General features: G+C 45.2%; 25 protein-coding genes. 7 read left to right on the plus strand and 18 right to left on the minus strand.

Annotated elements, in window-relative coordinates:
- Positions 1-5 precede the first annotated feature (5 nt).
- A complete protein-coding gene (locus ACWYVB_RS07825; RefSeq protein WP_005484189.1) occupies positions 6-518 on the minus strand; it encodes a DUF2799 domain-containing protein in 513 nt (170 codons plus the stop codon).
- A 343-nt stretch (positions 519-861) separates the two neighbouring features.
- On the minus strand, positions 862-1,536 hold the full coding sequence (locus ACWYVB_RS07830) for a fructose-6-phosphate aldolase (protein ID WP_025499057.1): 675 nt from the start codon (positions 1,534-1,536) through the stop codon (positions 862-864).
- 214 nt (positions 1,537-1,750) lie between these two features.
- Here ACWYVB_RS07830 and ACWYVB_RS07835 point away from each other — a divergent pair, with 214 nt between their 5' ends.
- Together ACWYVB_RS07835 and ACWYVB_RS07840 are read left to right on the plus strand one after the other, a co-directional pair.
- Positions 1,751-2,680 carry a glycyl-radical enzyme activating protein gene (locus ACWYVB_RS07835; protein ID WP_457528614.1) on the plus strand — a complete coding sequence of 310 codons (930 nt, stop codon included), beginning with the start codon at positions 1,751-1,753 and terminating at the stop codon, positions 2,678-2,680.
- A 2-nt stretch (positions 2,681-2,682) separates the two neighbouring features.
- On the plus strand, positions 2,683-5,106 hold the full coding sequence (locus ACWYVB_RS07840; RefSeq protein ID WP_457528615.1) for a formate C-acetyltransferase/glycerol dehydratase family glycyl radical enzyme: 2,424 nt from the start codon (positions 2,683-2,685) through the stop codon (positions 5,104-5,106).
- 49 nt (positions 5,107-5,155) lie between these two features.
- Here ACWYVB_RS07840 and ACWYVB_RS07845 read toward each other — a convergent pair whose 3' ends face one another.
- The 4 genes from ACWYVB_RS07845 to ACWYVB_RS07860 all read right to left on the minus strand — a co-directional run bounded on the left by ACWYVB_RS07845 (position 5,156) and on the right by ACWYVB_RS07860 (position 8,545).
- Positions 5,156-6,238, minus strand: a complete 1,083-nt coding sequence (locus tag ACWYVB_RS07845) for a saccharopine dehydrogenase family protein (RefSeq protein ID WP_256953149.1) — start codon at positions 6,236-6,238, stop codon at positions 5,156-5,158.
- Positions 6,239-6,262: 24 nt separating this feature from the next.
- Positions 6,263-7,207, minus strand: coding sequence for an SDR family oxidoreductase (locus ACWYVB_RS07850; protein WP_457528617.1), 945 nt, complete (start codon positions 7,205-7,207; stop codon positions 6,263-6,265).
- Between the two features lie 223 nt (positions 7,208-7,430).
- A complete protein-coding gene (locus ACWYVB_RS07855) occupies positions 7,431-7,895 on the minus strand; it encodes a MerR family DNA-binding transcriptional regulator (RefSeq protein ID WP_257897655.1) in 465 nt (154 codons plus the stop codon).
- Between the two features lie 104 nt (positions 7,896-7,999).
- Entirely contained in the window at positions 8,000-8,545 is a 546-nt protein-coding gene (locus ACWYVB_RS07860; RefSeq protein ID WP_257897656.1) for a TetR/AcrR family transcriptional regulator, read from the minus strand.
- Between the two features lie 98 nt (positions 8,546-8,643).
- On the opposite strand from ACWYVB_RS07860, the gene ACWYVB_RS07865 reads away from it, so the two are divergent.
- From ACWYVB_RS07865 to ACWYVB_RS07880, 4 genes are all read left to right on the plus strand, one after another.
- Positions 8,644-9,117, plus strand: a complete 474-nt coding sequence (locus tag ACWYVB_RS07865) for an HPP family protein (protein WP_457528620.1) — start codon at positions 8,644-8,646, stop codon at positions 9,115-9,117.
- Between the two features lie 139 nt (positions 9,118-9,256).
- On the plus strand, positions 9,257-9,472 hold the full coding sequence (locus ACWYVB_RS07870) for a TIGR02450 family Trp-rich protein (protein WP_047009614.1): 216 nt from the start codon (positions 9,257-9,259) through the stop codon (positions 9,470-9,472).
- Positions 9,473-9,590: 118 nt separating this feature from the next.
- On the plus strand, positions 9,591-9,968 hold the full coding sequence (locus ACWYVB_RS07875) for a PH domain-containing protein (protein WP_005396583.1): 378 nt from the start codon (positions 9,591-9,593) through the stop codon (positions 9,966-9,968).
- Between the two features lie 10 nt (positions 9,969-9,978).
- Positions 9,979-10,197 carry a DUF6500 family protein gene (locus ACWYVB_RS07880; protein ID WP_225461354.1) on the plus strand — a complete coding sequence of 73 codons (219 nt, stop codon included), beginning with the start codon at positions 9,979-9,981 and terminating at the stop codon, positions 10,195-10,197.
- On the opposite strand, the gene ACWYVB_RS07885 is transcribed toward ACWYVB_RS07880, so the two are convergent.
- From ACWYVB_RS07885 to fliD, 9 genes are all read right to left on the minus strand, one after another.
- Positions 10,194-10,481, minus strand: a complete 288-nt coding sequence (locus tag ACWYVB_RS07885) for a hypothetical protein (RefSeq protein ID WP_031780567.1) — start codon at positions 10,479-10,481, stop codon at positions 10,194-10,196. The two genes, ACWYVB_RS07880 and ACWYVB_RS07885, sit on opposite strands and share 4 nt — an antisense overlap.
- Before the next feature lie 78 nt (positions 10,482-10,559).
- Positions 10,560-11,552, minus strand: coding sequence for a flagellar motor protein MotB (locus ACWYVB_RS07890; RefSeq protein WP_005396581.1), 993 nt, complete (start codon positions 11,550-11,552; stop codon positions 10,560-10,562).
- The gene (gene motA, locus ACWYVB_RS07895) at positions 11,552-12,409 is read right to left on the minus strand and encodes a flagellar motor stator protein MotA (protein ID WP_005396580.1); all 858 of its coding nucleotides are present in this window, start codon (positions 12,407-12,409) and stop codon (positions 11,552-11,554) included. Before motA ends, ACWYVB_RS07890 begins: the two co-directional genes overlap by 1 nt.
- Positions 12,410-12,419: 10 nt before the next feature.
- Entirely contained in the window at positions 12,420-13,148 is a 729-nt protein-coding gene (locus ACWYVB_RS07900) for a FliA/WhiG family RNA polymerase sigma factor (RefSeq protein WP_005396579.1), read from the minus strand.
- A gap of 12 nt (positions 13,149-13,160) precedes the next feature.
- Positions 13,161-13,661 (minus strand): flagellar basal body-associated FliL family protein, encoded by a 501-nt coding sequence (locus ACWYVB_RS07905; RefSeq protein ID WP_457528624.1) that lies wholly within the window; start codon positions 13,659-13,661, stop codon positions 13,161-13,163.
- Between the two features lie 22 nt (positions 13,662-13,683).
- The gene (locus ACWYVB_RS07910; RefSeq protein WP_457528626.1) at positions 13,684-14,757 is read right to left on the minus strand and encodes a flagellar hook-length control protein FliK; all 1,074 of its coding nucleotides are present in this window, start codon (positions 14,755-14,757) and stop codon (positions 13,684-13,686) included.
- Positions 14,754-15,074, minus strand: coding sequence for a hypothetical protein (locus ACWYVB_RS07915; protein ID WP_005398525.1), 321 nt, complete (start codon positions 15,072-15,074; stop codon positions 14,754-14,756). Before ACWYVB_RS07915 ends, ACWYVB_RS07910 begins: the two co-directional genes overlap by 4 nt.
- Positions 15,058-15,444: a flagellar export chaperone FliS gene (gene fliS, locus ACWYVB_RS07920; RefSeq protein ID WP_005398523.1), complete on the minus strand. Its 387-nt coding sequence runs from the start codon at positions 15,442-15,444 to the stop codon at positions 15,058-15,060. Before fliS ends, ACWYVB_RS07915 begins: the two co-directional genes overlap by 17 nt.
- 20 nt (positions 15,445-15,464) lie before the next feature.
- Positions 15,465-16,802 (minus strand): flagellar filament capping protein FliD, encoded by a 1,338-nt coding sequence (fliD, locus tag ACWYVB_RS07925; protein WP_457528628.1) that lies wholly within the window; start codon positions 16,800-16,802, stop codon positions 15,465-15,467.
- Between the two features lie 416 nt (positions 16,803-17,218).
- Between fliD and ACWYVB_RS07930 the strand changes: the two genes are divergently transcribed.
- Positions 17,219-17,506 (plus strand): hypothetical protein, encoded by a 288-nt coding sequence (locus ACWYVB_RS07930; RefSeq protein WP_457528630.1) that lies wholly within the window; start codon positions 17,219-17,221, stop codon positions 17,504-17,506.
- Between the two features lie 70 nt (positions 17,507-17,576).
- On the opposite strand, the gene lafA is transcribed toward ACWYVB_RS07930, so the two are convergent.
- From lafA to flhA, 3 genes are all read right to left on the minus strand, one after another.
- Complete coding sequence (lafA, locus tag ACWYVB_RS07935) at positions 17,577-18,449, minus strand: lateral flagellin LafA (RefSeq protein ID WP_046875749.1); 873 nt, start codon at positions 18,447-18,449, stop codon at positions 17,577-17,579.
- A gap of 304 nt (positions 18,450-18,753) precedes the next feature.
- Positions 18,754-19,524, minus strand: a complete 771-nt coding sequence (locus ACWYVB_RS07940; RefSeq protein WP_457528693.1) for an EAL domain-containing protein — start codon at positions 19,522-19,524, stop codon at positions 18,754-18,756.
- A gap of 19 nt (positions 19,525-19,543) precedes the next feature.
- Positions 19,544-21,634 (minus strand): flagellar biosynthesis protein FlhA, encoded by a 2,091-nt coding sequence (gene flhA, locus ACWYVB_RS07945; protein WP_006741984.1) that lies wholly within the window; start codon positions 21,632-21,634, stop codon positions 19,544-19,546.
- Between the last annotated feature and the right edge of the window lie 3 nt (positions 21,635-21,637).

Raw genomic sequence — 21,637 nt, forward strand, 5'->3', positions numbered from 1 at the left:
CGTGACTAAAAGTTAAAGTAGTAATTAGCTCCTGGCGAGATGAGTGATGCACGCTCACGCGCCAGTTGTTTTCTTCTCTCTCTAATACGCTTCGCGTTGTCTTTATCTAAGTTTGCATCCAATTGATGATCAAGGCGTGATATCTCCGCATCTAACGCATTAATGCGTTGTTGACGCTGATATTCTTGATGGCCTAACTGATAGTTTTTAAGGAAAAGATCGTTAGAGCAAACGCCATAGTAGGTTTTTCCTTCTACACCCACCGTGTAACCATTGTCTGGCGAACAGTAAAGAATGGTGCCTTTATCAAAACCGTCTTGCCACTCAACGTGATTTGGCGTTACGCCTGCTTCGCGACAGTCTTTAATGTATTCGTACAAAATGTTTGGGTTGTTGCCTGAGCGGCCATCTTGGTAGCCGACGCGATACCAATCTGCGGTTTGGCATTGTTCTGGCGACATGCTGCTACAACCAGAAAGTAATGCAAACATGGCAAAGAGAAGCGCAATGCGTTTCATGAAGTGGATTCCTTGTTACTGCGTTAGGTTCGCTGATTATAAATGAACAGTGTTCATTTCCAATAGATAAAATTAATAATTACCGACTTATTGATGCGTTGCGATTGTGAGTTTGTCGGCTTGAAGCAAAAATTTTTTGCTTGTGGAACGAGCGTTGTTCGTCAGTAGTGATGTTACGAATAGAGTAGTTTGCGTGAAGGTAGAGGCGAGATTAGTGAGGTGGGAATCTCTTCGTAAGCCGTATCTATAAACAGTTGCCTGCGCGAATGTTACTTTTTCTCAGAGATTCCCATATCAAAAGCCCCTCGATCGAGGAGGAACGGGACTTTCGATAATTTTATGCTTAACTTTCAAATGAAAGTTTGTTGCCAAATGCGGATTTCCAGTCTTTATCAAATTGATCGACAGCCGGCTGAACTGATGGATGAGAAAACATCTGCGCGGCCACATCGACAGGCAAGGTGATCGCTTCAATGCCTAACTTCATCACTTCCATCGCTTGTTGGGTATTTTTAAAACTCGCTGCCAAAATTTTAGTAGGCAGTTGGTTTTGATCCAGTAGCAATTGCAGGTCTGCGACCACTTCTACACCGTTTCCGTTCATCGCATCAATACGGTTCACATAAGGCGCAAGATAGTCAGCGCCGCACAATGCCGCAAGGAAACCTTGCTGAGCAGAGTAAATAGCAGTGGCGAGTACTTGAATTCCCTCTTTTTTCATTAACTTAATTGCCGATAGGCCTGTTTCGGTTGCTGGCACTTTGACGACCATATCATAAGGTAATTCATGGATTTGGCGCGCTTCTTCCACCATGCCTTCTACAGTTGTGCTCACCACTTGAGCATGGAAACGGGGTGTGCCCCCTAACGCTTCTTGCATGCCAGCTAAGGTTTGGTTCAAGCCTTGTTTTGACTTCGCCAAAATACTTGGATTTGTGGTTACCCCTTTCAGAGGTAGGCATTGGTTAAAGCGTTTTACTTCTGCCACGTCAGCAGTATCTAAATAGAGTTCGATCATGGGTTCTACCTTATACAAAATCTTCGTTTTGATGATGTGATCACTATAGATCTGACAATCCGCTGAGATCTTGATTTTGATCAATTGTAATTTCAATTGAAGCTATAATAATTTCACAAAGTGAAAGTTAAGTGCCAATATTTCATTATCAAATGAAGCTTTCAACAAAAGAAAAGCGTGAAAAGTAGAAGAGCAAACCAAGAGGCGGACAGCAATGTATTTCAATATTCAGAGGTTCTCGACCCACGATGGTGATGGTATTCGCACCATTCTGTTTCTGAAGGGATGCAGTCTGTCCTGTCCTTGGTGCCAAAACCCAGAAAGCCGCAGTGAAAAGCACTCTCTGCTGTTTGATGAGCGCAGTTGTATGGCGGACTGCCAGCTTTGTGTGTCGGCTTATAAACAAACCGTAAACGGCGACATGGCGAGCGATGGTATCCGACGCATTGACGATCAAATCATCATCAATCGAAAAGCCATGAGCGAAGCGCAGATCATAGCGCTGCGAAACGTATGTCCAACACAAGCGCTCAGCATATGTGGAGAAGCGGCGAAATCGGACGACTTGTTTGAAGTGTTGATGAAAGACAAGCCTTTTTACGATCAAAGCCAAGGTGGCGTGACGTTTTCTGGTGGCGAGCCGCTGATGCAGCCAAATCTTGTGGCAGAACTTGCCGAACGTTTGCATCAAAACCACGTGTCTACGGCGGTGGAGTCGTGCATGCATGTTCCGTGGAAAAACGTAGAAAAAGTCGCGCCATATATTGATTGCTGGTTAGCGGATCTTAAACACACCGACGAAGAAAAGTTTCTCTGCTGGGCGAAGGGATCGTTAAAACGCATCAAAGACAATTTTAGAAAATTGGCACCAATTGCCAAACGCATTGTGATTCGCGTGCCGGTTGTGCCGGGCTTCAATGACACCATTGATGATCTCAAAGCGATCATTGATTTCGCAGCTTCATTAGAAAGCTGTCAAGAACTTCACTTGTTGCCGTATCACACCCTCGGCATCAATAAATACCGTTTGCTCGATATGCCTTACGAGTGTTCTGACAAACCATTAAATAATCCAGAACTGCTAGAAAACGCAATGCAATACGCAAGCGAACATACTCAACTTAACGTGATTGTTAGAGGTTAACCATGGACCTACATACCCTTCCAGAGCGAATCAAAGCCCACAAATCGGCACTGGTCAACATCGTAACGCCGCCTATCTGTACTGAGCGCGCAGAGGCTTATACTCGAGCGTATCAGGCAAATGAAGACAAACCTGTGATTGTGCAACGAGCGTTGGCGTTACAAGAGCACTTACGCACTCGTACCATTTGGATTAAGCACGACGAGCTGATTGTCGGTAACCAAGCGAGCAAAGTACGCGCTGCGCCGATCTTCCCTGAATACACGGTGCGTTGGATTGAAGCGGAAATCGACGAACTGGCCGACCGACCTGGGGCTGGTTTTGCGGTAAGTGAAGAAGACAAACAAAGCATTCACGCCATTACGCCATACTGGCGTGGTAAAACGGTTCAAGATCGCTGCTATGGACTCTTTACCGACGAGCAGCAAGAGATCTTAGCCAGCACCATCATTAAAGCCGAGGGCAACATGACTTCGGGCGACGCGCACCTTGCAGTGGATAACGAAAAAATCCTGAAGATCGGTATGAACGGTCTGCTGGATGAGGTTCGTCAGCATCGCGCTAATAACGACGTGTCGACGTATGAAGGGTTGAAGAAAGAGCAGTTTTATAAGTCCGTCGAAATTGTCTTGCTTGCGATTCAGGAGCACATTGTGAGTTACGCCGATCTCGCTCTGGAAATGGCACAAAACGAAACTCGACCAGAGAGGAAAGCGGAACTGGAGACAATCGCAGAAAACTGTCGTCATGTGGCTTTCCATGCGCCAACCAACTTCTGGCAAGCTCTGCAACTGAGCTATTTTGTGCAGTTGATGTTGCAAATTGAATCGAATGGCCACTCTGTTTCATTCGGTCGGATGGACCAGTTCCTAAACGACTACTATGTGCGTGATCTTGAAAGTGGTGCGATGAACAAAGCGTTCGCCCTTGAGTTATTGCAAAGCTGTTGGTTGAAATTGCTTGAAGTAAACAAGATTCGCTCTGGCGCGCACTCAAAAGCATCGGCAGGTTCTCCTCTGTATCAAAATGTCTGTATCGGTGGCCAAAAGCTGAATGAGAATGGAGAACCTGAAGACGCCGTAAACCCGCTATCTTGGGCGATTTTAGAGTCTTGCGGTCAGCTACGTTCCACACAGCCGAACTTGAGTGTTCGCTATCATGAAGGTCTGAATCAAGCGTTCTTGATGGGCTGTATTGAAGTGATCAAATGCGGATTCGGTATGCCTGCATTCAACAACGATGAAATTGTCATTCCAGAGTTCATCAAGCTTGGCGTTGATAAAGAAGACGCTTACAACTACGCGTCTATTGGCTGTATTGAAACCGCTGTTCCAGGCAAATGGGGTTACCGTTGCACGGGCATGAGCTTTATTAATTTTGCGCGTATTTTACTGGCTGCGCTTAACGAAGGTGTGGATGCAACGACGGGTAAAGCCTTCTTGCCGCATGATAAGTCGTTGTCAAAAGGCAACTTCGAGAGTTTTGATCAAGTCACCGCTTCTTGGGCGAAGCAAATTCGCTACTACACACGTAAATCGATTGAGATCGATACCGTAGTCGACAGTGTGCTTGAGCAGCAAGCGCAAGATATTTTCTGCTCATCGCTGGTGGATGACTGTTTGGCGCGTGGTAAAACAGTAAAAGAAGGCGGAGCGAAATACGATTGGGTATCTGGCCTGCAAGTGGGCATCGCCAATTTAGGTAACAGTTTGGCGGCGATCAAACATTTGGTGTTTGAAGAAGCACAAATCAGCCAAACGGAATTGGCAAAAGCATTAGAAGAAGACTTCGATGGTATTGAGAACGAACAACTTCGCCAACGCTTAATCAACTTCGCGCCAAAATACGGCAATGACGACGATTATGTCGACCAACTGCTGGCCGATGCTTACCAAGTTTATATCGATGAGTTGGCGCAATTTGTCAACACACGTCATGGGCGCGGACCAATTGGTGGTGGCTACTACGCGGGAACATCGAGCATCTCTGCCAACGTGCCATTTGGCGCATCCACGATGGCAACACCAGATGGTCGAAAAGCGAAAACGCCACTGGCGGAAGGCGCAAGTCCAGCATCGGGCTCTGACCGTTTGGGACCAACGGCGGTGTACAACTCAGTCGGTAAAATTCAAGCCAATAAAATCTTGGGTGGTGTGCTGCTTAACCAGAAGTTAAGCCCAGCGGCTGTCGCTTCAGAAGGAGATAAGCTCAAGCTTTCAATGTTGATTCGCACCTTCTTTAATCACCATAAAGGTTGGCACGTGCAGTACAACATCGTCTCTCGTGAAACCTTGCTGGCAGCGAAGAAGAACCCTGAGCAATATCGTGACCTTGTCGTACGAGTTGCGGGCTATTCAGCCTTCTTTACCGCGCTGTCACCAGACGCGCAGGATGACATCATCGCCCGTACCGAACACGAGTTGTGATGGTCTCAACCCCGGTTAATGCAGAAGGCACCGATTGGTGCCTTTTGGTTTACTCTTCAATGGTTATGTCACTAGAACCGGGAAGCTGCGACACAAAACTGGAGCCCATGAGCTTAGAGGGTGTGTATACACCGGCTTCAGGCTTTGTATGTAGCAGGTGTTCTGCAATCGCCAGAGATCCCGTTACGGTTAAGCTGTAGCCATTGGCCGTTTGTACTCGTGCTGTTTTGCTTTGTCCGAGTTTGTTGCTTGCTTTACCCCACACATATGTGGGTAATTGGTTTCTTTGCTCCTCATTCGGTCCTTTTACGGTTCTTTCAATACGGCTTTTTATGAGGTTTTGTACCCAGGTTATGCCGAGAAGAGGGCGAACCCAATTCGCTCGTTTAGCGTTTTTTATCATGTTCGGCGATCCGGGAATAAAAACATCAATATTCTCAATCCCCGTGGTGTAATAGGCGGTTGAAACATCGCCCCACGGAATGGTCATAGCAAGTTTTTCACCGTCACCAAAATCAATGTTGCGAACTTTATACGCTAGCGGAACGGTGGTGATTTTTCCGTTAAGCCGCACTTTACCGCCTTGAGCCAAACCTTCGACAGACGTTTTCGCCGTGCCCGGAGAAAAACCAGAGCGAGAGTCAAAACCGAGAGACAAGTGTGTTGCATCTGGTAGCGCAGCTTTCAATGTGGCTGCAATGCAATCCGTTGGAATAACATCAAAACCAACACCGGAGCACAATACGACACCAGCTTCCTTTGCTTGTGATTGCAGCGTTTGTGCAAACTCAAATACAGAGATCTCACCTGTAATATCGAGATAATGTGCGCCTGCTTCTAGGCACGCTTTCATCATCGGTTTTGCCGTCGAAGAAAAGGGTCCTGCGCAGTTTAATACCAGTGATGAACCCGAAATATGTTGGACCGCGCTGCTTTTATCCTCAAGAGAAAAAGCAAGACTTTGCAGCCCTAGTTCAGCCGCTAGGCTTTGTACTTTCTCTAAACTTCTACCTGCAAGGATTGGGTGGTGACCCCGTTTTACGGCCTCTCTCGCAATCAGCTCGCCTGTATAACCATTGGCTCCGTAGATGATCCAACGATCTGGGGATGGTGCCGGTGTGTTATCTTTCATCAAAAAGCTCCTATCAATGCCTGCTTAAAGAGGTTTCTGGTCATTGGCTTTTTCTTGTTGAATTGTGGTCAAGCCTTGTTCGAATGTGGTGATTTGAAAATCTGGAAAACGAGTCTGAAACTTATCTGAAACAAAAAGGTTGTCAGATTCGTAGCGAGGCAAAAGCTCGGCTGCATCTCGAATGGTTTGATTAAATCGCCCAGCTAGCCACAATTGCCAGCGCTTGATGACTTTGTATTTCGGCTGAACGTTAAAAACCTTTGCCGCAACAGCGATAAACTCCCGATACGTCAGTCGACGATCATCGCAAGGCAAATGCCAAGTTTGTCCGTAAGCATCGGGCGTATTCCCAATTAGCGCCATGGCTCGGCTTGCGTCTGGCGTATAAATTAAGCTGCGTTTGGTGTCATCACGTAAAAACACTTTTGCGCTCTTTTGGTTAAGTAGATTATCGATAATGGCGGAATTAGTGATGCTTTGCGTTTTTCCCGGCCCGTAAAATTCCGGAGCGCGACAGATAACGGCTTCGATTTCTCCTTTATTCATCGATTCTAGCAGCATGTCAGTAATGACCGCACGAATTCGACCTTTTTCTCCATTGGGCTGAAATGGCGCATCTTCTTGTTGAGGCGTATCCGTTTGCGGGTACATGTAGGTATTATCAAAGTAAACAAGCTTTGCTTGATGAGTTTTACATGCGGCGATGACATTACGTATCATTGTTGGCCACTGTTCCACCCACAGTTGGGTATCCATTGGTAGCCCTGCAGTAAGGTAAACGATACTAGAACCTTTTACGGCATCTGATGTTTGTTTCGCGTCGAGCAAGTCCGCTTTTACCAGTTGATCCGTCTCGTTGACTCGATGTGGATTGCGGCTCACCAATCGGATGTCGCTCGTAAAGTCTCGTTTTAGGCTTAATGCCAGCTCACGGCCAATTTGCCCACTTGCACCCAATATCGTTTGCATTCACCAATCTCCTGCTGTGTTGCTTTGATATTCATCCTAAGATTAAAGTTAGGTTTAAGGTCAACCCGCATTTTGAAGATAAATCAGATTAATTTTTATTGAATATAGAAATAAGGAGATGGCAGACCTGAGCTAAGAGCGAATGGTTTTGACAAACTCAATTTAGTGGCAGGTAGGGAACTTGCGAATCTTTAACTCAACATCAAGAGTAAAGCTTCGCTTGTTAACGTTGCTTTGCTTTGGTGACGGCTTTATTTTTATTTGAAGGGTTTTCTTTGGTCAGAATCGTTTGACCAAGCTGAGACATGACGCGTTTTGCATTCATTGCACAGTCCATGTCATCTGGCTTAGCTTCAATCTCTTTAAGTACTTCTTTTAACTTGCTTTTACTCTGCGCAATTTTTCGTTCAAGTTCGTCTAGCTCTTGGACTTTTTGCTGCAAGGTTGTCAACAACTGATGATGATCCCAGTTAGAAAGGTCGGATGGCAGTAACGCACTTAGTTCATCCAAACTGAAGCCAGCTTGCTGACCCGTTGTGATTATGTCCAGAATCATTAGTGCTTCTTGCGGATACTCGCGGTACCCGTTGGCTTTACGGGTCACGGTTTTTAGCAGCCCGATGCGCTCGTAAAATCGAATACGCGAGGGAGCAAGGCCCGTTTTTTGCGCCAGTTCGCCAATTTTCATATCAAGCGTGTCTCATTAGGTGGATAAAATAACCTTACCATTTCTGAACATTCTTGCCAGTTTGGATCTCGGTCGATTCGTTGCTTGCTTTCTTACAGTTGCGGTTACAGTCTGCGCAAAATTTCTACGCATTTCTTTGTGACGTCGTCGTACTCTTTTGTCATGTAAGCGGTGGTAATGGCACCTTCTTTCATGATGCAAATGGCATCGAGTAATGATGTGTTGTCTGATTTGAGATAGCGTTGAATTAGCTCACGAACCTGTTGTTTATGGTGGCGGCAATACGTTGCAATCTCGCCGCTGTCGTCACTGAATTCGGCGGACGTGTTGATGAAAAAACAGCCGCGAAACTCGCCCAATTTTTCCTCAGAACCATGAAACCAGCCGTTAAGCGCGGTAAACAACTGGTCGATCACGTCTGTACTCGATAGTGCTGGTGACAGTTTCTCCTCTAGCCACGCCATGAAGATTTGGTGGCGTTGTTCTAGTGCGGCAAGGATGAGCGCTTCTTTGCTTTCAAAATGGCTGTACAGCGTGCGTTTAGCCACGCCAGATACTTTAAGGACTTCATTGATGCCAATGGAGTTGATGCCCTGTTTGTAAAACAGCGACAACGCGGTATCGATCAATAACTGTTTCTTTTTGTTCATAACTACGTCCTCAAAAAGTTCTACAAACACATATTGACAAAGGTAGACAGGTTTGTCTATTTTAATTTGTAGACAATTCGGTCTACTTTGAGGTGTTTATGAATAATTTAATTTTATCGTTGGTCGCGGGGCTTGGTGCGACATTGGCTATTGGTGTGTTGTCTTACGCCGAGGTATCTCTTACTGAGGTTGTACTTCTCATGGCGCCATTTGGTGCTACTGCGGTGTTGGTGTTTGGGGTGCCTAGCAGCCCTCTCGCTCAACCAAAAAACGTGATCATTGGTCACTTCATTACGGCATATATCGGTATTGCGTTTAGCCAATACGTTGAGATCACGCCAATCACCCTTGCGATTGCGACTGGGTTAGGTGTGTCAGCGATGCTGATTACGAAGACAACGCATCCACCTGCGGGTGCAAATCCTATCTTGATCATGGCATCTGGGCAGGGGTGGAGCTTTCTGTTCACGCCAGTACTGATCGGCGCGGTGGTGATTGTGCTGGTTGGTAAGGCGTTGCAGTTGCTACAGAGTCAGTACTTAAACCCTCGTTTGAACGGTCAAAAGACCTAATAGGGTTGCAAGTAAGGCCGCATTAGGGGATGACCTCTTTTGCGGCTTTTTCTTTGCGTGGATGCTTAAAAATAAAATCTGATTCTCTCTTGGTATTCAGTCGTATACATAAAGGTGTTAGTTAAATTGGTATACCACTATGAATAAAATTCATCCCAAGAAGCTATTGCACAGCAAATGGACGGCGACGTCACCTAAAAATAAAGAGAAGCACTTTGTCGTAACAGAAATGGAGCTGGATGAAGAAGGCAATGTTGTGAAATGTGTTATTGAAGCCGTTATGAGTAAACGTGAGCAAGAGATGAACTGGCAAGATCTGAAAGACCCAGAGCTATGGCGGCAAGGGTGGAAGTAACGCACTTTGTTGAATTTTTTTCTGGGTTTGAAATCGAAAGATGATACTTAACTGATAGGCAACGGTCTGTGTATCTGCTACGTTGAGTTTGTTCGCTATCAACTAAAAAGGAATGACTATGATCGATTTCGACAATTCATCAGTGTTTAAGCTTAAACCCATTGAGGTATCAAAAGTTAGGGAAGATTTTCACAAGTTTCTTATTGATGGCGAGTCGGTATTTGCGGGCTTTAAAACGGTTCGCGACCAAGTGGTGTTTACCAACAAGCGAGTGATTGCGGCGAATGTGCAAGGGATTACGGGCTCAAAAGTGGATTACACGTCGCTGCCTTATAGCAAGATCAATGCATTTTCTATCGAGACGTCTGGTACTTTTGACTTAGATTGTGAAATTGAGTTCTTCATGAGTGAGGTGGGAAGAGTACGTTTTGAAATTAAAGGTTCGTTTGATCTGATTTCTTTCAACCGTATGGTTAGTGAGTATGTACTAGCGTAAGGGAATAGAAATGAGAGCTTCATTGAGAGACAAAATAATAGAGGTCTGTGAAAAAAAGATCGAAAGCAAAGGTGAGCAGGTTGGGCTCTCATTTTATGCGTTTTTCGCCAACAAAAATGATGATCCAGAACGGTTGATGGAGGCGGCTACGTGGTGGATTCAGACCCATCGGCTCGACCACTTCGAAAAAGCAGTAAAAATCAAATCAATGGTGGAGTCTGGTATCTAAATTAAAAAAAAGAAATAAAGAAAGCAGACAAATGCCAACAACGTCGCGGATAAAACAGGGTAGATAATATAAGAGTCCTGTTTATTGGTTCTTTGAAAGCACAGAGAAACGAGTAAGACGTTGTAGACGACGAGCAGCATACTAATCATGGTCCCACTGTTAAGCGTTAAACTGGACAGCTGAGTTAAGAAAAACGCCAATAAAAGGTAGTCGAAGACAATTAACCATAAAAAGGCTTTCTTCAACAGATCGCGTTTTTTGTTTTCGGAAGGTGTTATGTGCATATAGAACTCAACTAAAAAGTCACAGTAACAGAGGTTTCAGTTAGAAAGGTCACCATCAGGCGAGGTGACCTTTTGAGGTTATAATTCTTGAATATTTACTTCGTTGGTGGCCGTATCACCCGAGTAATTGATGACTTCTTGTCGAATGACTGGTTGGTTAAATTCGGCTTTATCTTTCGCTTTTTGCAGTTCACTTTCTTGGTGGTTACCAAAAAGAGTTTCGAGTACTTTGGCTGCTGGCGTCGTTAAAACGAACAGCTCGATACGGCGGTTTTCGCTTGAATCTGGTTCATCAGGGTTAAGCAGTGCTCTATCCGACATGCCTGTGACCTGCATGACGCGATCATCCGGCATGCCACCTTCAACCAGCGTATTTCTTGCGACATCAGCTCGAGATGCAGATAGCGCCCAGTTTGATTGACGACCAAAGCGTTTTTTAAATGGAATCGCATCCGTATGTCCGCTGATGATCAGTGGGTTGTTCACACGCTGAAATACAGGCGCAAGTGCAAGTAATAAGTCTTCGAAGAAAGGGGTCAGCTCTGCGCCACCACGACTGAACATATGCTGTTTGTAATCATCTTGAAGGACGATACGTAGGCCTTGTGGGGTCACGGTGACGTTGACATTTCCTTGTGCGTTAATCTGAGCGGTCATTCGTTCAATGACTTTCGCCAACGCTGCAAGTTGCTCCTGAGTATCGAAGTTACCAGGAATCAACGAGTCGATTTCTGGCCCATCGCCGTCACCTCGAAAGTATGAGCTTACCACGTGGTTGGAATTGTGTTTACTTGGCACAGAAGAGTCCTGTGCCAAGTCAATAGGAGAGATACTTTGTGAAGTATCAAATGGATTACCGTAACTCTTGTCGAATACGCTTGAGCTATGTAAGTGGGCGACAATTGCTTTACGCTCTTCTTTGTCTACCACCTGCATAACCCAAAGCACAAGAAACAGCGCCATTAGGGCGATCATGAAGTCAGCAAACGCGACTTTCCACGCGCCGCCATGAGGTTCATCATGGCTGTGTGCTTTGGCACGTTTGAACACTACATGCTCTTGTTTTTGCATTATCCCTCCTGTTCAGCTAACCACTTCTCCATTTGGTTGAATGTTGGTTTGATGTCTAGCTGAATATGTTTACGACCAGCGTCAATGGCGAGCAATGTCGGCTTCTTCGCTACGTAGGCAACCAAGGTTGCGCGTACGCATTCAAAAGCAGTCATATTACGTTTTACTCGCTGAGCCATGGCGTTACTTAGTGGGTCTAAACCACAGTAACAACCGAAAATACCAATGAATGTACCTACGAGAGCTGCTGCAACGTGATAACCAATCATAGCGATTGAGCCATCAATGGCCTGCATGGTGATAATGATGCCACCAACTGCTGCAAGAATACCGAAGCCAGGTAGTGCTTCTGCTGTACGCTGTAGTGAGCGTGAAGGCAAAAGCATTTCGTTTTGGATAGCTTCAATTTCTTGCTCTAGCAGTCCCTCTAATTCATGAGGCGACATTTGTCCCATTGCCATTAAACGTAAATTATCAGTAATGAAAGAAATTAGGCGATGATCCTCAGCAATCGTCGGGTAAGCGAGAAACATAGAGCTCTGTTCTGGCGACTCAATGTGAGAGTCGAGAAACTTATAACCACGGTTGCGCGCTGTCTCGAGCAAGTTATTGAGCAGCGCCATTAATTCCATGTAGTACTCATGCTCTTCTGTCGGGCCTTTGATGGTCGCAGGCACTTGGCGACGCATTTCTTTCAGTACGTGAGGTGGGTTACCGATGATCAAAGAACCAGCAGCAGCGCCAATGATGATAAGGAATTCGGCTGGTTGCCAGATAGCGCCTAAGTTACCGCCGGCCCACATGTATCCACCGAAGACGCACACCAGGATAGTGAGGACTCCAAAAAACTTTTGCATCTTGTGACTCCTAAGAGGACATTAATTGGTTGAGTTGTTTCAGCGCTTGTTTGTGAAGCTGACATATACGAGGTGGTGTCAGATCCAATACCAGAGCTATTTCGTGTAAGTTGAGTTCATGTTGATAGAACAGAGTAAGCAGCAATTGATCACGCTTCGGCAATTTGCCTAAAGCGCTATCTAAACTGCGACGAATATGCTCATGTTCCATGCCATCATATTGCCCGCCAATATAGCTATCACCACTGCTTTCCATCAGTTGGTCAAGGCTTTGCATCTCTCCCGCAAGGGCGGCATTTTGGCGGTTGTAATAGTCCTGCTCATTCGTCCCCAAGGCTTGGATGATTTCTGCATCCGTAGGCATCCGACCTAAAGAGCGTGTGAGATCTCGAGTCACGTCGTTGAGTTCGTGAGCCTGTTGGCGAGTTTTACGTGAGCGCCAATCTAACCGGCGTAATTCGTCTAAAATTGCACCTCGAACGCGACACACGGCAAAGGCAGGGAAATGAGGATCGTCAACATCGCCGTATCGGCGTCCAGCTTCAACTAGAGCGATAAGGCCAATTTGCTGCATATCTTCAATACTACAGTGAGAAGTGGCATGAACACGTAGCTGGTTAACGACGCGTTTCACCATAACTTGATGACGTTGCAGCAGTGCATTTTCGTCAATTGGGCGTGATGGCGTCGTCACTTCCTCTTCTGTGGTATAGGTGTCTTGTATATTCATGTCTAACATGGTTGTGCTCCGTTATTGCACAACATATTTAGTCAACAAAACATCGTCGATTTCGCGAACGATGTCTGTCTTAGCAAAAGCCAGTAAAAGCGTTTGTTTTACTTCGTTTTGCAGAATATCGATGGCACCCGCTTGCTGTAACTCATCAAATGTTTTGTCGCTAAACAATTTTAATAATGAGTTTTGTACCATTGGCATGTACTCATCAATGTCTTTGATGCGCTCAGGACGGCGTGTTTCAATTGCTAGTTCTAGCATGACAAAGTGAGTCTGTTTTTTACCTTTCACGGTTAAAACGACTTTGTCTAAAGGATGGAAGCTAGGACCTTTGCTTGTTGGTTCTTCTGTGACTAAAAATGACAATGGAGAATCATCGATCAAGGAACCAGAGTCAGGTGACTCTTGAGCGTGTTTGTTTAAGTACCAGATTCCGCCCATAATCGTGGCGGCCGAAACGAGGGAGCTGGTGATGATCATGGCGATAAACAGGGCGATCATTTGTTGTTTGGTCATAACCTTTTTCCTCGAGGATTAACTAGGCTTGAGTGTTCAGCCAGTGTTCTGAATAGTTTGTTGTTGTAGTTTGGAATGCACCAGATTCTCGTGCTGCGAAAATAGTGGCGTCTTCTTCATTTGTATGTTGGTCATTGCGACTCTGGCTTTGATCAGAGCCCACGTTGACATCGACATGGACGAAGTTCTGCTCTTGCAGTTCTGTGCGTAGACGCTCAGACACTTGCATTAAAGCTTCTCGTGTTGCGGCTGCATTGGCATTGATGTGCACGCTTAGTCGGTCGCCTTCAACACGTACAAGTAAATCCAGCTTACCTAAATCCGGTGGGTCGAGGCGGATTTTGGCTTCTTGTACATTTTGTTGCGCTTGAAGAGTCACACGGTCATGCAGAACTTGCATCATTTGCTCTCCCCATTTCCCAGCACTGGTGTCAACGCGCACATCCGCCCACTCAGAGCCTTGAGTTTGAATATGACTCGTGGCAACGGCGGTGTTCGGGGCTTGTGGTGTTGGTGTTTGTCCTTGGAGTGGTGAGGCCGTTGGTTGCCCTTGAGCTGGTTGACTCAATAGGGTCTGAAAGTCGGCACTGGAGATTGATAGACGCGAGTTCGATGACATCGGTTGGCTTTGTTGCACCTCTTGTTGCTTTGGAGAGGTGTTTAGCAAGGCGTTATTTGAGTCTTGTGTTGTAGACTTAACGTCGTTAGCTACCGCTAAAGGCGGAGTTTTTCCGAACTGACCCGGCTGCTTTTCGGCCATAGTGAGCATACTCTGGGTTAGAGCCTGAGCTTGCATAGCAAGATCAGGTGATTCTGTTGAACCCAGTGTACTTGTCAGGTGAGCATCTGCTTCAGAAGCCGAGTGTTCGTCAGTATCCGAACCACGAGCATGCGCCTTTTCTTCGCTGTCCAAAGCTGGAGCGGTAAGATGAAAACTCGGCACGGTTGAAGCTGAGGCGAAACCTTGGCCGTCATACTGGCGATGCTCAGACATAGGGTTATGAGAAAAACCGTGTACAGCTCTTGCTTGTTTTATGTTGCCTTCATGGCCAGGTGATGAATTGCCGGATATTTGAGTTGAAGGAGATACGATCATTGAGTTAGCTCCATGGTCATCGCTAATTGATAGGCCATAGCGCGCTCTTGATGGTCATTGACCATATTCATCTCTTTTTCTAACTCGTTCTTCGACTTTTCTAATCTAGCGAATGCATCTGCATGAACGGTTTTGGCACGTTGAATTTCAGGTGCAAGCTTAGGATCCTTCAAAAAAGGTTTGTGACTGATCAATAGCTCTCGCAACTGCAAGTCATAGCGCTTAAGCGCATGCCAATCTGCTGTTTTTGTAGCGAATTGGATGAGCTGAGATAAATGACGAAATCGCTCTGGCGACACTTTATGCTTGTTGTCCAAAATTCATCCAACCTTCACGAATGTTACCCATTACACGCTCGACATTAACCAAGCGATTCGCATCGTTCTGCACGCTGGCGTAATAAAGCTCAACTTGGCAGAAGTCATACAGCTGGCGTAAGTTTTCAGCAATTTCGCCACCATTCTCATCATCTAGAGCGCTTGTGAGCCCAATCAAGATGTTCATGCATTTGTTGATTCCGTTACCTTTCTCAGCCAAGCGATTCGCAGCCAAATGGCCACGAATACGTTCAACTTCATCAAGTAAGCCATCGATCAACATAATGACTAATTGGTGTGGATTTGCTGCTGCCGCTTGCGCGTTGAGGTCTACTTGCTGGTACGAGTCATAGCCAGAGTCCATAAGCATGAGTTTTTTCTCCTAAAGGCTTAGCCAAACATTGTCATGGTTTGGCTCATTTGGGTCATAATTGAGTTCATTTGAGTGAATTGTTTTAGGTAGCGGTTGTACGACATCTCGTACTTGCGCTCTAATGTGGTCTGTTTATCTTCGACTCGGTCTAGATTTGCTTGCAAAGCGTCTTTTCTAGATTTGAAAGTACCTGATGAAAACTTCAAAAACGGTTCCACCATGTCATCAATGGAATCAAGTAACGCACCATCACCATTAAAGATTGCTTCTAAACCAGCACTGTTGTTTTGTTGTGCGTTTTTAAACTTTTCTTGGTCAACTTTCATTTTGCCGTTGCGATCTAGACTGATACCGATCTCGCTTAAACGCATGCCGCCATGCTCACCTCGGACTAAGCTTGTTAATTGGCTTTCAATAGAGCGCAGTGTAGGGTCGCTTGCCAATACGCCGCGTTTTTTGTCTTCACCACCTATTTGGGTGTGTTGGTTCATTGCGCCAATAAGAGTGTTATATGCTTCAACAAACTTATCCAATTGCTCTTTTGTTCCCTCACTATCCGCACCGACCTTCAAGCTAATAGGTGCGTCGCCTGCTGACTGCGCTTTTGAGACCGTAATATCAACACCGTCAATTACGCCTTCAAAAGTGTTGCTTGCGTTCGTCAGTTCGAGACCTGAGTCTTTAGATCCCAACCACATAACGGCATCTTGCGGGGCGCTAATTTGGTTTAGGTTAGTGAATGCATCTTCAAACCACGCTTGACCTGTACCAGAGGCTGATACGTTGATTTTATTGGCAACACCAGTTTCTGTGCTCGATAGCATAAAATGTGTTTGACCGTTTGAGCGAACTAGTGTTGCGCTGACGCCAGGATTATCCACATTGTTGTTGATTGCGCTTGCAAGGTCGCTAACGGTAGCGACTCCGTCTCCGTCACTATCGACGGTTGATAAATCCAGCGTCATTGATTCACCGTTTATAGTGAACTCAAGTGAGCCGGTTGTTGGAATCTCCGTTGTTGCTTCAAGGTCTGCGGGCATGCCGGTTGAAACTTGATGTGAAGTTGCTACTTGCTCTACGAAGATTTGGTAATTTCCTGTAAGAGCCTTGGCATCTGCACTGGCTGTAAAGTTGCCTTCTTGAGACAGCGTAGCGCTGTTCTTAACAATACTGTTTGTATTGCTATTCATCTCATTGATTGCAGTACGAAAGTCTCGTAGCGCGGTTTCAACTTTGCCTAATGCGGAAAGTTGAGCCTGATACTTGTTCGTTTGTAGCTGATAGCGCTGTTGGAATGGTTGAACATCTAAAGTGGCGAACTGCGTTGCCATAGTGATTGGATCTAACGAACTCATGAGGTCGCTCCCTCTCTCATATTTAGTCGACTTAAATAGTGTTCTTTTAAGTCTGGTTTAACTTTTCATCGCAAGATGCGTGCCGTATGTTTAAGTTTTTACAAAACAATAACTTAAGTTGATGTTTTTTGTTGAGAGGAAGCTATGTTTCCACCTTGGATATTCCGCATTCCTCTAAAGGGATAATTACTTTTCCCTAATAGAAAAGGCGACCTAGAGGCAGAAAATATTTAATTGTAGTTATGATGTTAGATAGGGTGAGCTGAATAGGACGTAGTTGTATTAAGTGTTTCCCTCTATTCAATTCAGATAATTCTGATACGGTATTTTAATTGTGTTTTGGTATTATTTTGAAGAGGTTACATATGCAAGTGATCTTGTATTAATTAGACCACCACTTAAAAAGAATGTCTGTTATGAATGAATTTGCTTTACGATTAATGAAATGTGCTCGTGCATATGAGGGTTTTATTAGCACAAAGCTACTTAGCAAACAGAGTATTAATTCTGATGAAATCGCTAGTATTCAACAGGAAGCAATGTCTAAATTCCCGGAGCTTAGACTTAGCCAATTAGAAAACAGAGTTGAACCTGTAGAGCTAGAACTATTTAATAAAATACTACACAATATAATGTTAAAAATAGGCTTTCGAATTCCAGAGCACCTGACTGGTAATACTAGCGCTATTTATATTCGTAAATAAAAATAAAGCCTTCCGCGGGAAGGCTTTATCATTAGGACGATTTAAATTGAGCGCACTATTAACTAAATAATTAGCGTAGTAGTGACATTGCCATACCAGGAAGCTGACTAGTCTTAGAAAGAACGGTCGTACCAGCTTGCATTAGCATTTGGTTCTTAGTCATGTTTGAAGATTCAACTGCGAAGTCTGCATCTGTGATACGGCCTTTCGCTGCAGAAGTGTTTTCAACCATGTTACCTAGGTTAGTCATTGTGTGCTCTAGACGGTTGATGTTTGCACCTAACGCAGAACGTGCAGTACCGATTGCACCTAGAAGACCAGCTTCACCAGTCGCACCAGTTAGTGCTGTCATTGCAGTTTGCGCGTTTGCTGCAGACGTTAGGTCACCTACTGCTAGGGCACCAGCAGTACCAACAGCAGTGTTGATTGCTTGAACTTGACCAGAAACGTCGACTGATAGTTGTTCACCAGCTTGCGTACCGATTTGGAAAGTAACAGCAGCTTGCTCAAATTGACCAGCACCATCTAATAGAAGCTTGTTACCACCAAAGCTAGTAGAAGACATGATGTTAGCAAGTTCTGAACCTAGTTGTTGGTATTCTGCGTTTAGTGCTGTACGGTCGTTTGCAGATAGAGAGCCGTTTGAAGCTTGTGTTGCAAGGTCGTTCATACGGTATGTGATGTTTGTCATCTCATCCATTGCGCCTTCCGCAGTTTGCATCATAGAGATGCCGTCCTGTGCGTTACGCATCGCTACGTTCATGCCACGAGTTTGAGATTCAAGACGAGTAGCAATTTGTAGACCCGCAGCGTCATCTGCTGCTGAGTTGATGCGGTAACCCGTGCTTAGACGCTCCATCGCAGTGTTTAGAAGGCCGCTTGTGTTGTTCAGAGTGTTTTGAGTTACAAGCGATGCGTAGTTAGTGTGCATTGATAAAGCCATCTTAGTCTCCTTAGTTAGTCACTATATCTTTCAGGCCTCGGGATATTCCCTAGTCACTAACTAGAGGCGGTCGGTCAGCTTTAATGATTAATTTGAAAATTAAAAAATTCCTAAAAAAGATCAAAATTGATGATTTTTAGTGACTTGTATTCCATGAAAATACAGATATAACATCAAATAACCTGAATAAGCCTGACTTAATCAGGGAAGCAGTCATCTATCAATATTGTCGTTCTTCGTTATAAATAAAAAAACAGCGCGAATAATTCGCGCTGTTTTATAAAGATTAATAGTTAGGATTCTGTCATTCCTCACCAAAAGATTGAAAAGAGAGGGAGGTCGGGATGTCACTGAAATAACCAAAGTAATAATTAGCCCCTAACAAGCGATAGCGGTTTAGCTCTGTTTGGCTCGCTACCCGCCCGGCTACCCAAGGGTATTTGTGCTTTCTTAAGAACTTAGCAATCGGTAGGAAAGCATGTCTTTCTTCTTTATCCTCTAATGTGACCGATAGTTTGATCATATCGGGGCTAAAGTCAGCGACTCGTTCGAAGTTCACTTGTGATGTCGCGACTTCAAACCAAAGTGAGTAGGCGTTTTCTTTTAACTTCTCTATCAGCGCTGAGACTTTATCATAGGCGCATAGCGTTTTGTCTGCTTGAAGAGAAGGAATCACATGTTGAAAAGCGCAAGAGTGAAACTGAATCATCTGTTCGAGAAAGTATATGCCTGGTTCCCATAGTAATGCGTCAATTCTTATCGGCACGACGACGTTACTGATTAAGTCGGGGTGAAAGGCTTCTAGCTGAAACTGTGTTTGTCGCAATGCGAGATAAAGGCTGAACAAATCTAGGCAGTACTGCATTTGTTCAGAGAGTTCGAATTGATAGACGCTTTGTTCGCCACGCGTGCCAAATCTCAACGTCAGGTGTTGGAATTCTACCTCGCCTGATTGAGTCTCGCGAATGGCTTGGCACGCGTGTTGAATGTCATTGTGCTTTAAAGCATCAAATACTAATTGATCGTCATCCGTGACGATATGTTGTACTGCGAGACCAACCAAATGTTCGTACATCGCATGTGTTGAAATAAGATTAACCAAGGTTTCCTACCACATTGATTTGTTTGTTTTCTGGAATTTCGTTGTAAGACAATACTGCCAGTCCTTGCGTAAATGTGCGTGCGTAACGAGCCAGAAGTGGACGCAACTGTGGCATAACGAGAAGAATCGGAGGTAATCCCTGTTGTTTGAGCTGTTGTCTTATCAGTGGCAAGTTTTGTTGGAACTGACCAAGAATATTTGGCTCAATTGGGAAGCTGTCTAACATTACTGTACCAGAAGATTGTGCTTGTTGTAGCGAAGTCAGTAGCATTTGTTCTAGTTCATCAGAGAGAGCATAGACATTTAATTCGTTTTTCTGTCCCGCAATCAGGTTTACGAGCGTGCGTTTTAGTGCGCAACGCACATCAGATGCCAGTAAAATCGGGTCTTTAGTGTTTTCTGCGGATTCCAACATCGTGTTAGCAATCGTGCGAATATCTTTTAGTGGCACTTGGTCTAGTAACAACTGGCGATATACTTTGAGTTGCTGCGCAGGGTTAAGTGCCGCGGCTAGGGCTTCGGCTAACTTCGGTGCTTGCTGTGTCAAACGTTGCGTCATGGCTTCAACATCGTCGTGCGTAAACAACTCAGCAAGGTTTGTTTTCATTATCTTGCTAATATGAGTCGCGATGACCGTGCCATCATCGACCACTTGATAACCCATGTTCAGCGCTTTCGCTTTGTCTTGATGTTCAATCCACACTGCTGGTAATTGGTAGGCAGGATCACTGCCCAAAATACCATCTACCTCACCGTACGTTTCTCCGACTGCAATCGCCATCAAACGTTCTGGCTCGATAAAGCCTTGTTCGATCACTTCGCCATTGAGAGAAATTGTATACTGATTCGGTTTAAGGCTTAGGTTGTCTCGAATACGCACCTCTGGTAATAAAAAGCCGACTTGTTCAGATAGGTTACGGCGCACACCGCGAATACGCTGTGATAAAGGTGCACCTTGTTCTTTGTTGACTAGGTGAACGAGACGGTAACCTAGGGAAAGCGACAACGTTTGAACATGAGGAATATCTTCCCACGTAAGTGGTGTATCGTCCTCTTGCATGGCTTGTGAAAGTGCTTCGACCTCCTCGATTTGGGAGTCTTGCACGGGCTTTTTCGTTTGACGCCAACCCGCGAAAGCTAAAGCACCCGCGAAAGCAAAAAAGGCCAAATGTGGCATGCCTGGCACCATGCCTATCACAGCCATGATACCTGCGACGGTAAACAGTGTCGCTGGGGTTGCCAGCAATTGTTTTTGCATGGTTTCCGACATGCCATTATCGCTATCATTAATTCGCGTAACGATAATCGCTGCAGCCGTTGCCAATAGAAGTGACGGAATTTGAGCGACTAAGCCATCACCGATTGTAAGTAGTGCGTATGTTTTAAAGGCGTCAGATGCTGCGAGTCCATGCTCAAAGACGCCGATGCTGATACCACCAATGATGTTGATAAACAGAATCAGCAAACCAGCGATAGCATCGCCTCGCACAAACTTTGAGGCACCGTCCATCGAGCCATGGAAATCGGCTTCGTTAGCGACTTCTTTACGACGCAATCGAGCGGTTTCCTGATCGATAAGACCGGCATTTAAGTCGGCATCAATCGCCATCTGTTTGCCCGGTAAGGCATCCAAAGTAAAGCGCGCTGACACCTCAGAGATACGTTCGCCACCTTTGGTAATTACGACGAAGTTGATGATCATCAAGATAACAAACACCACCATACCAACGACGTAGTTACCGCCAATAACGACTTCACCGAACGCTTGGATGACTTTACCTGCCGCATCCCCCCCATTATGTCCTTCTAGGAGTACGATTCGTGTCGAAGCGACGTTCAGTGTAAGACGTAATAATGTCGCGACTAACAAAATCGTTGGAAAAACTGAGAAGTCTAATGGTCGCTTTGCGGTAGTGCTGACCAGCAATACTAGGATTGCCAAGACGATATTGAAGGTAAACAACGCATCCAATAGCAGGGGAGGCAAAGGTAAAATCACCATTGCCAAAATCATTAGCAAGACAATTGGAATGCCAATGTAGCCTTTGGTTGATGTTTGAAGTTGTTTTAACCGGTTAAGCATACT

This window comes from Vibrio sp. JZG10 (genome assembly GCF_054064075.1).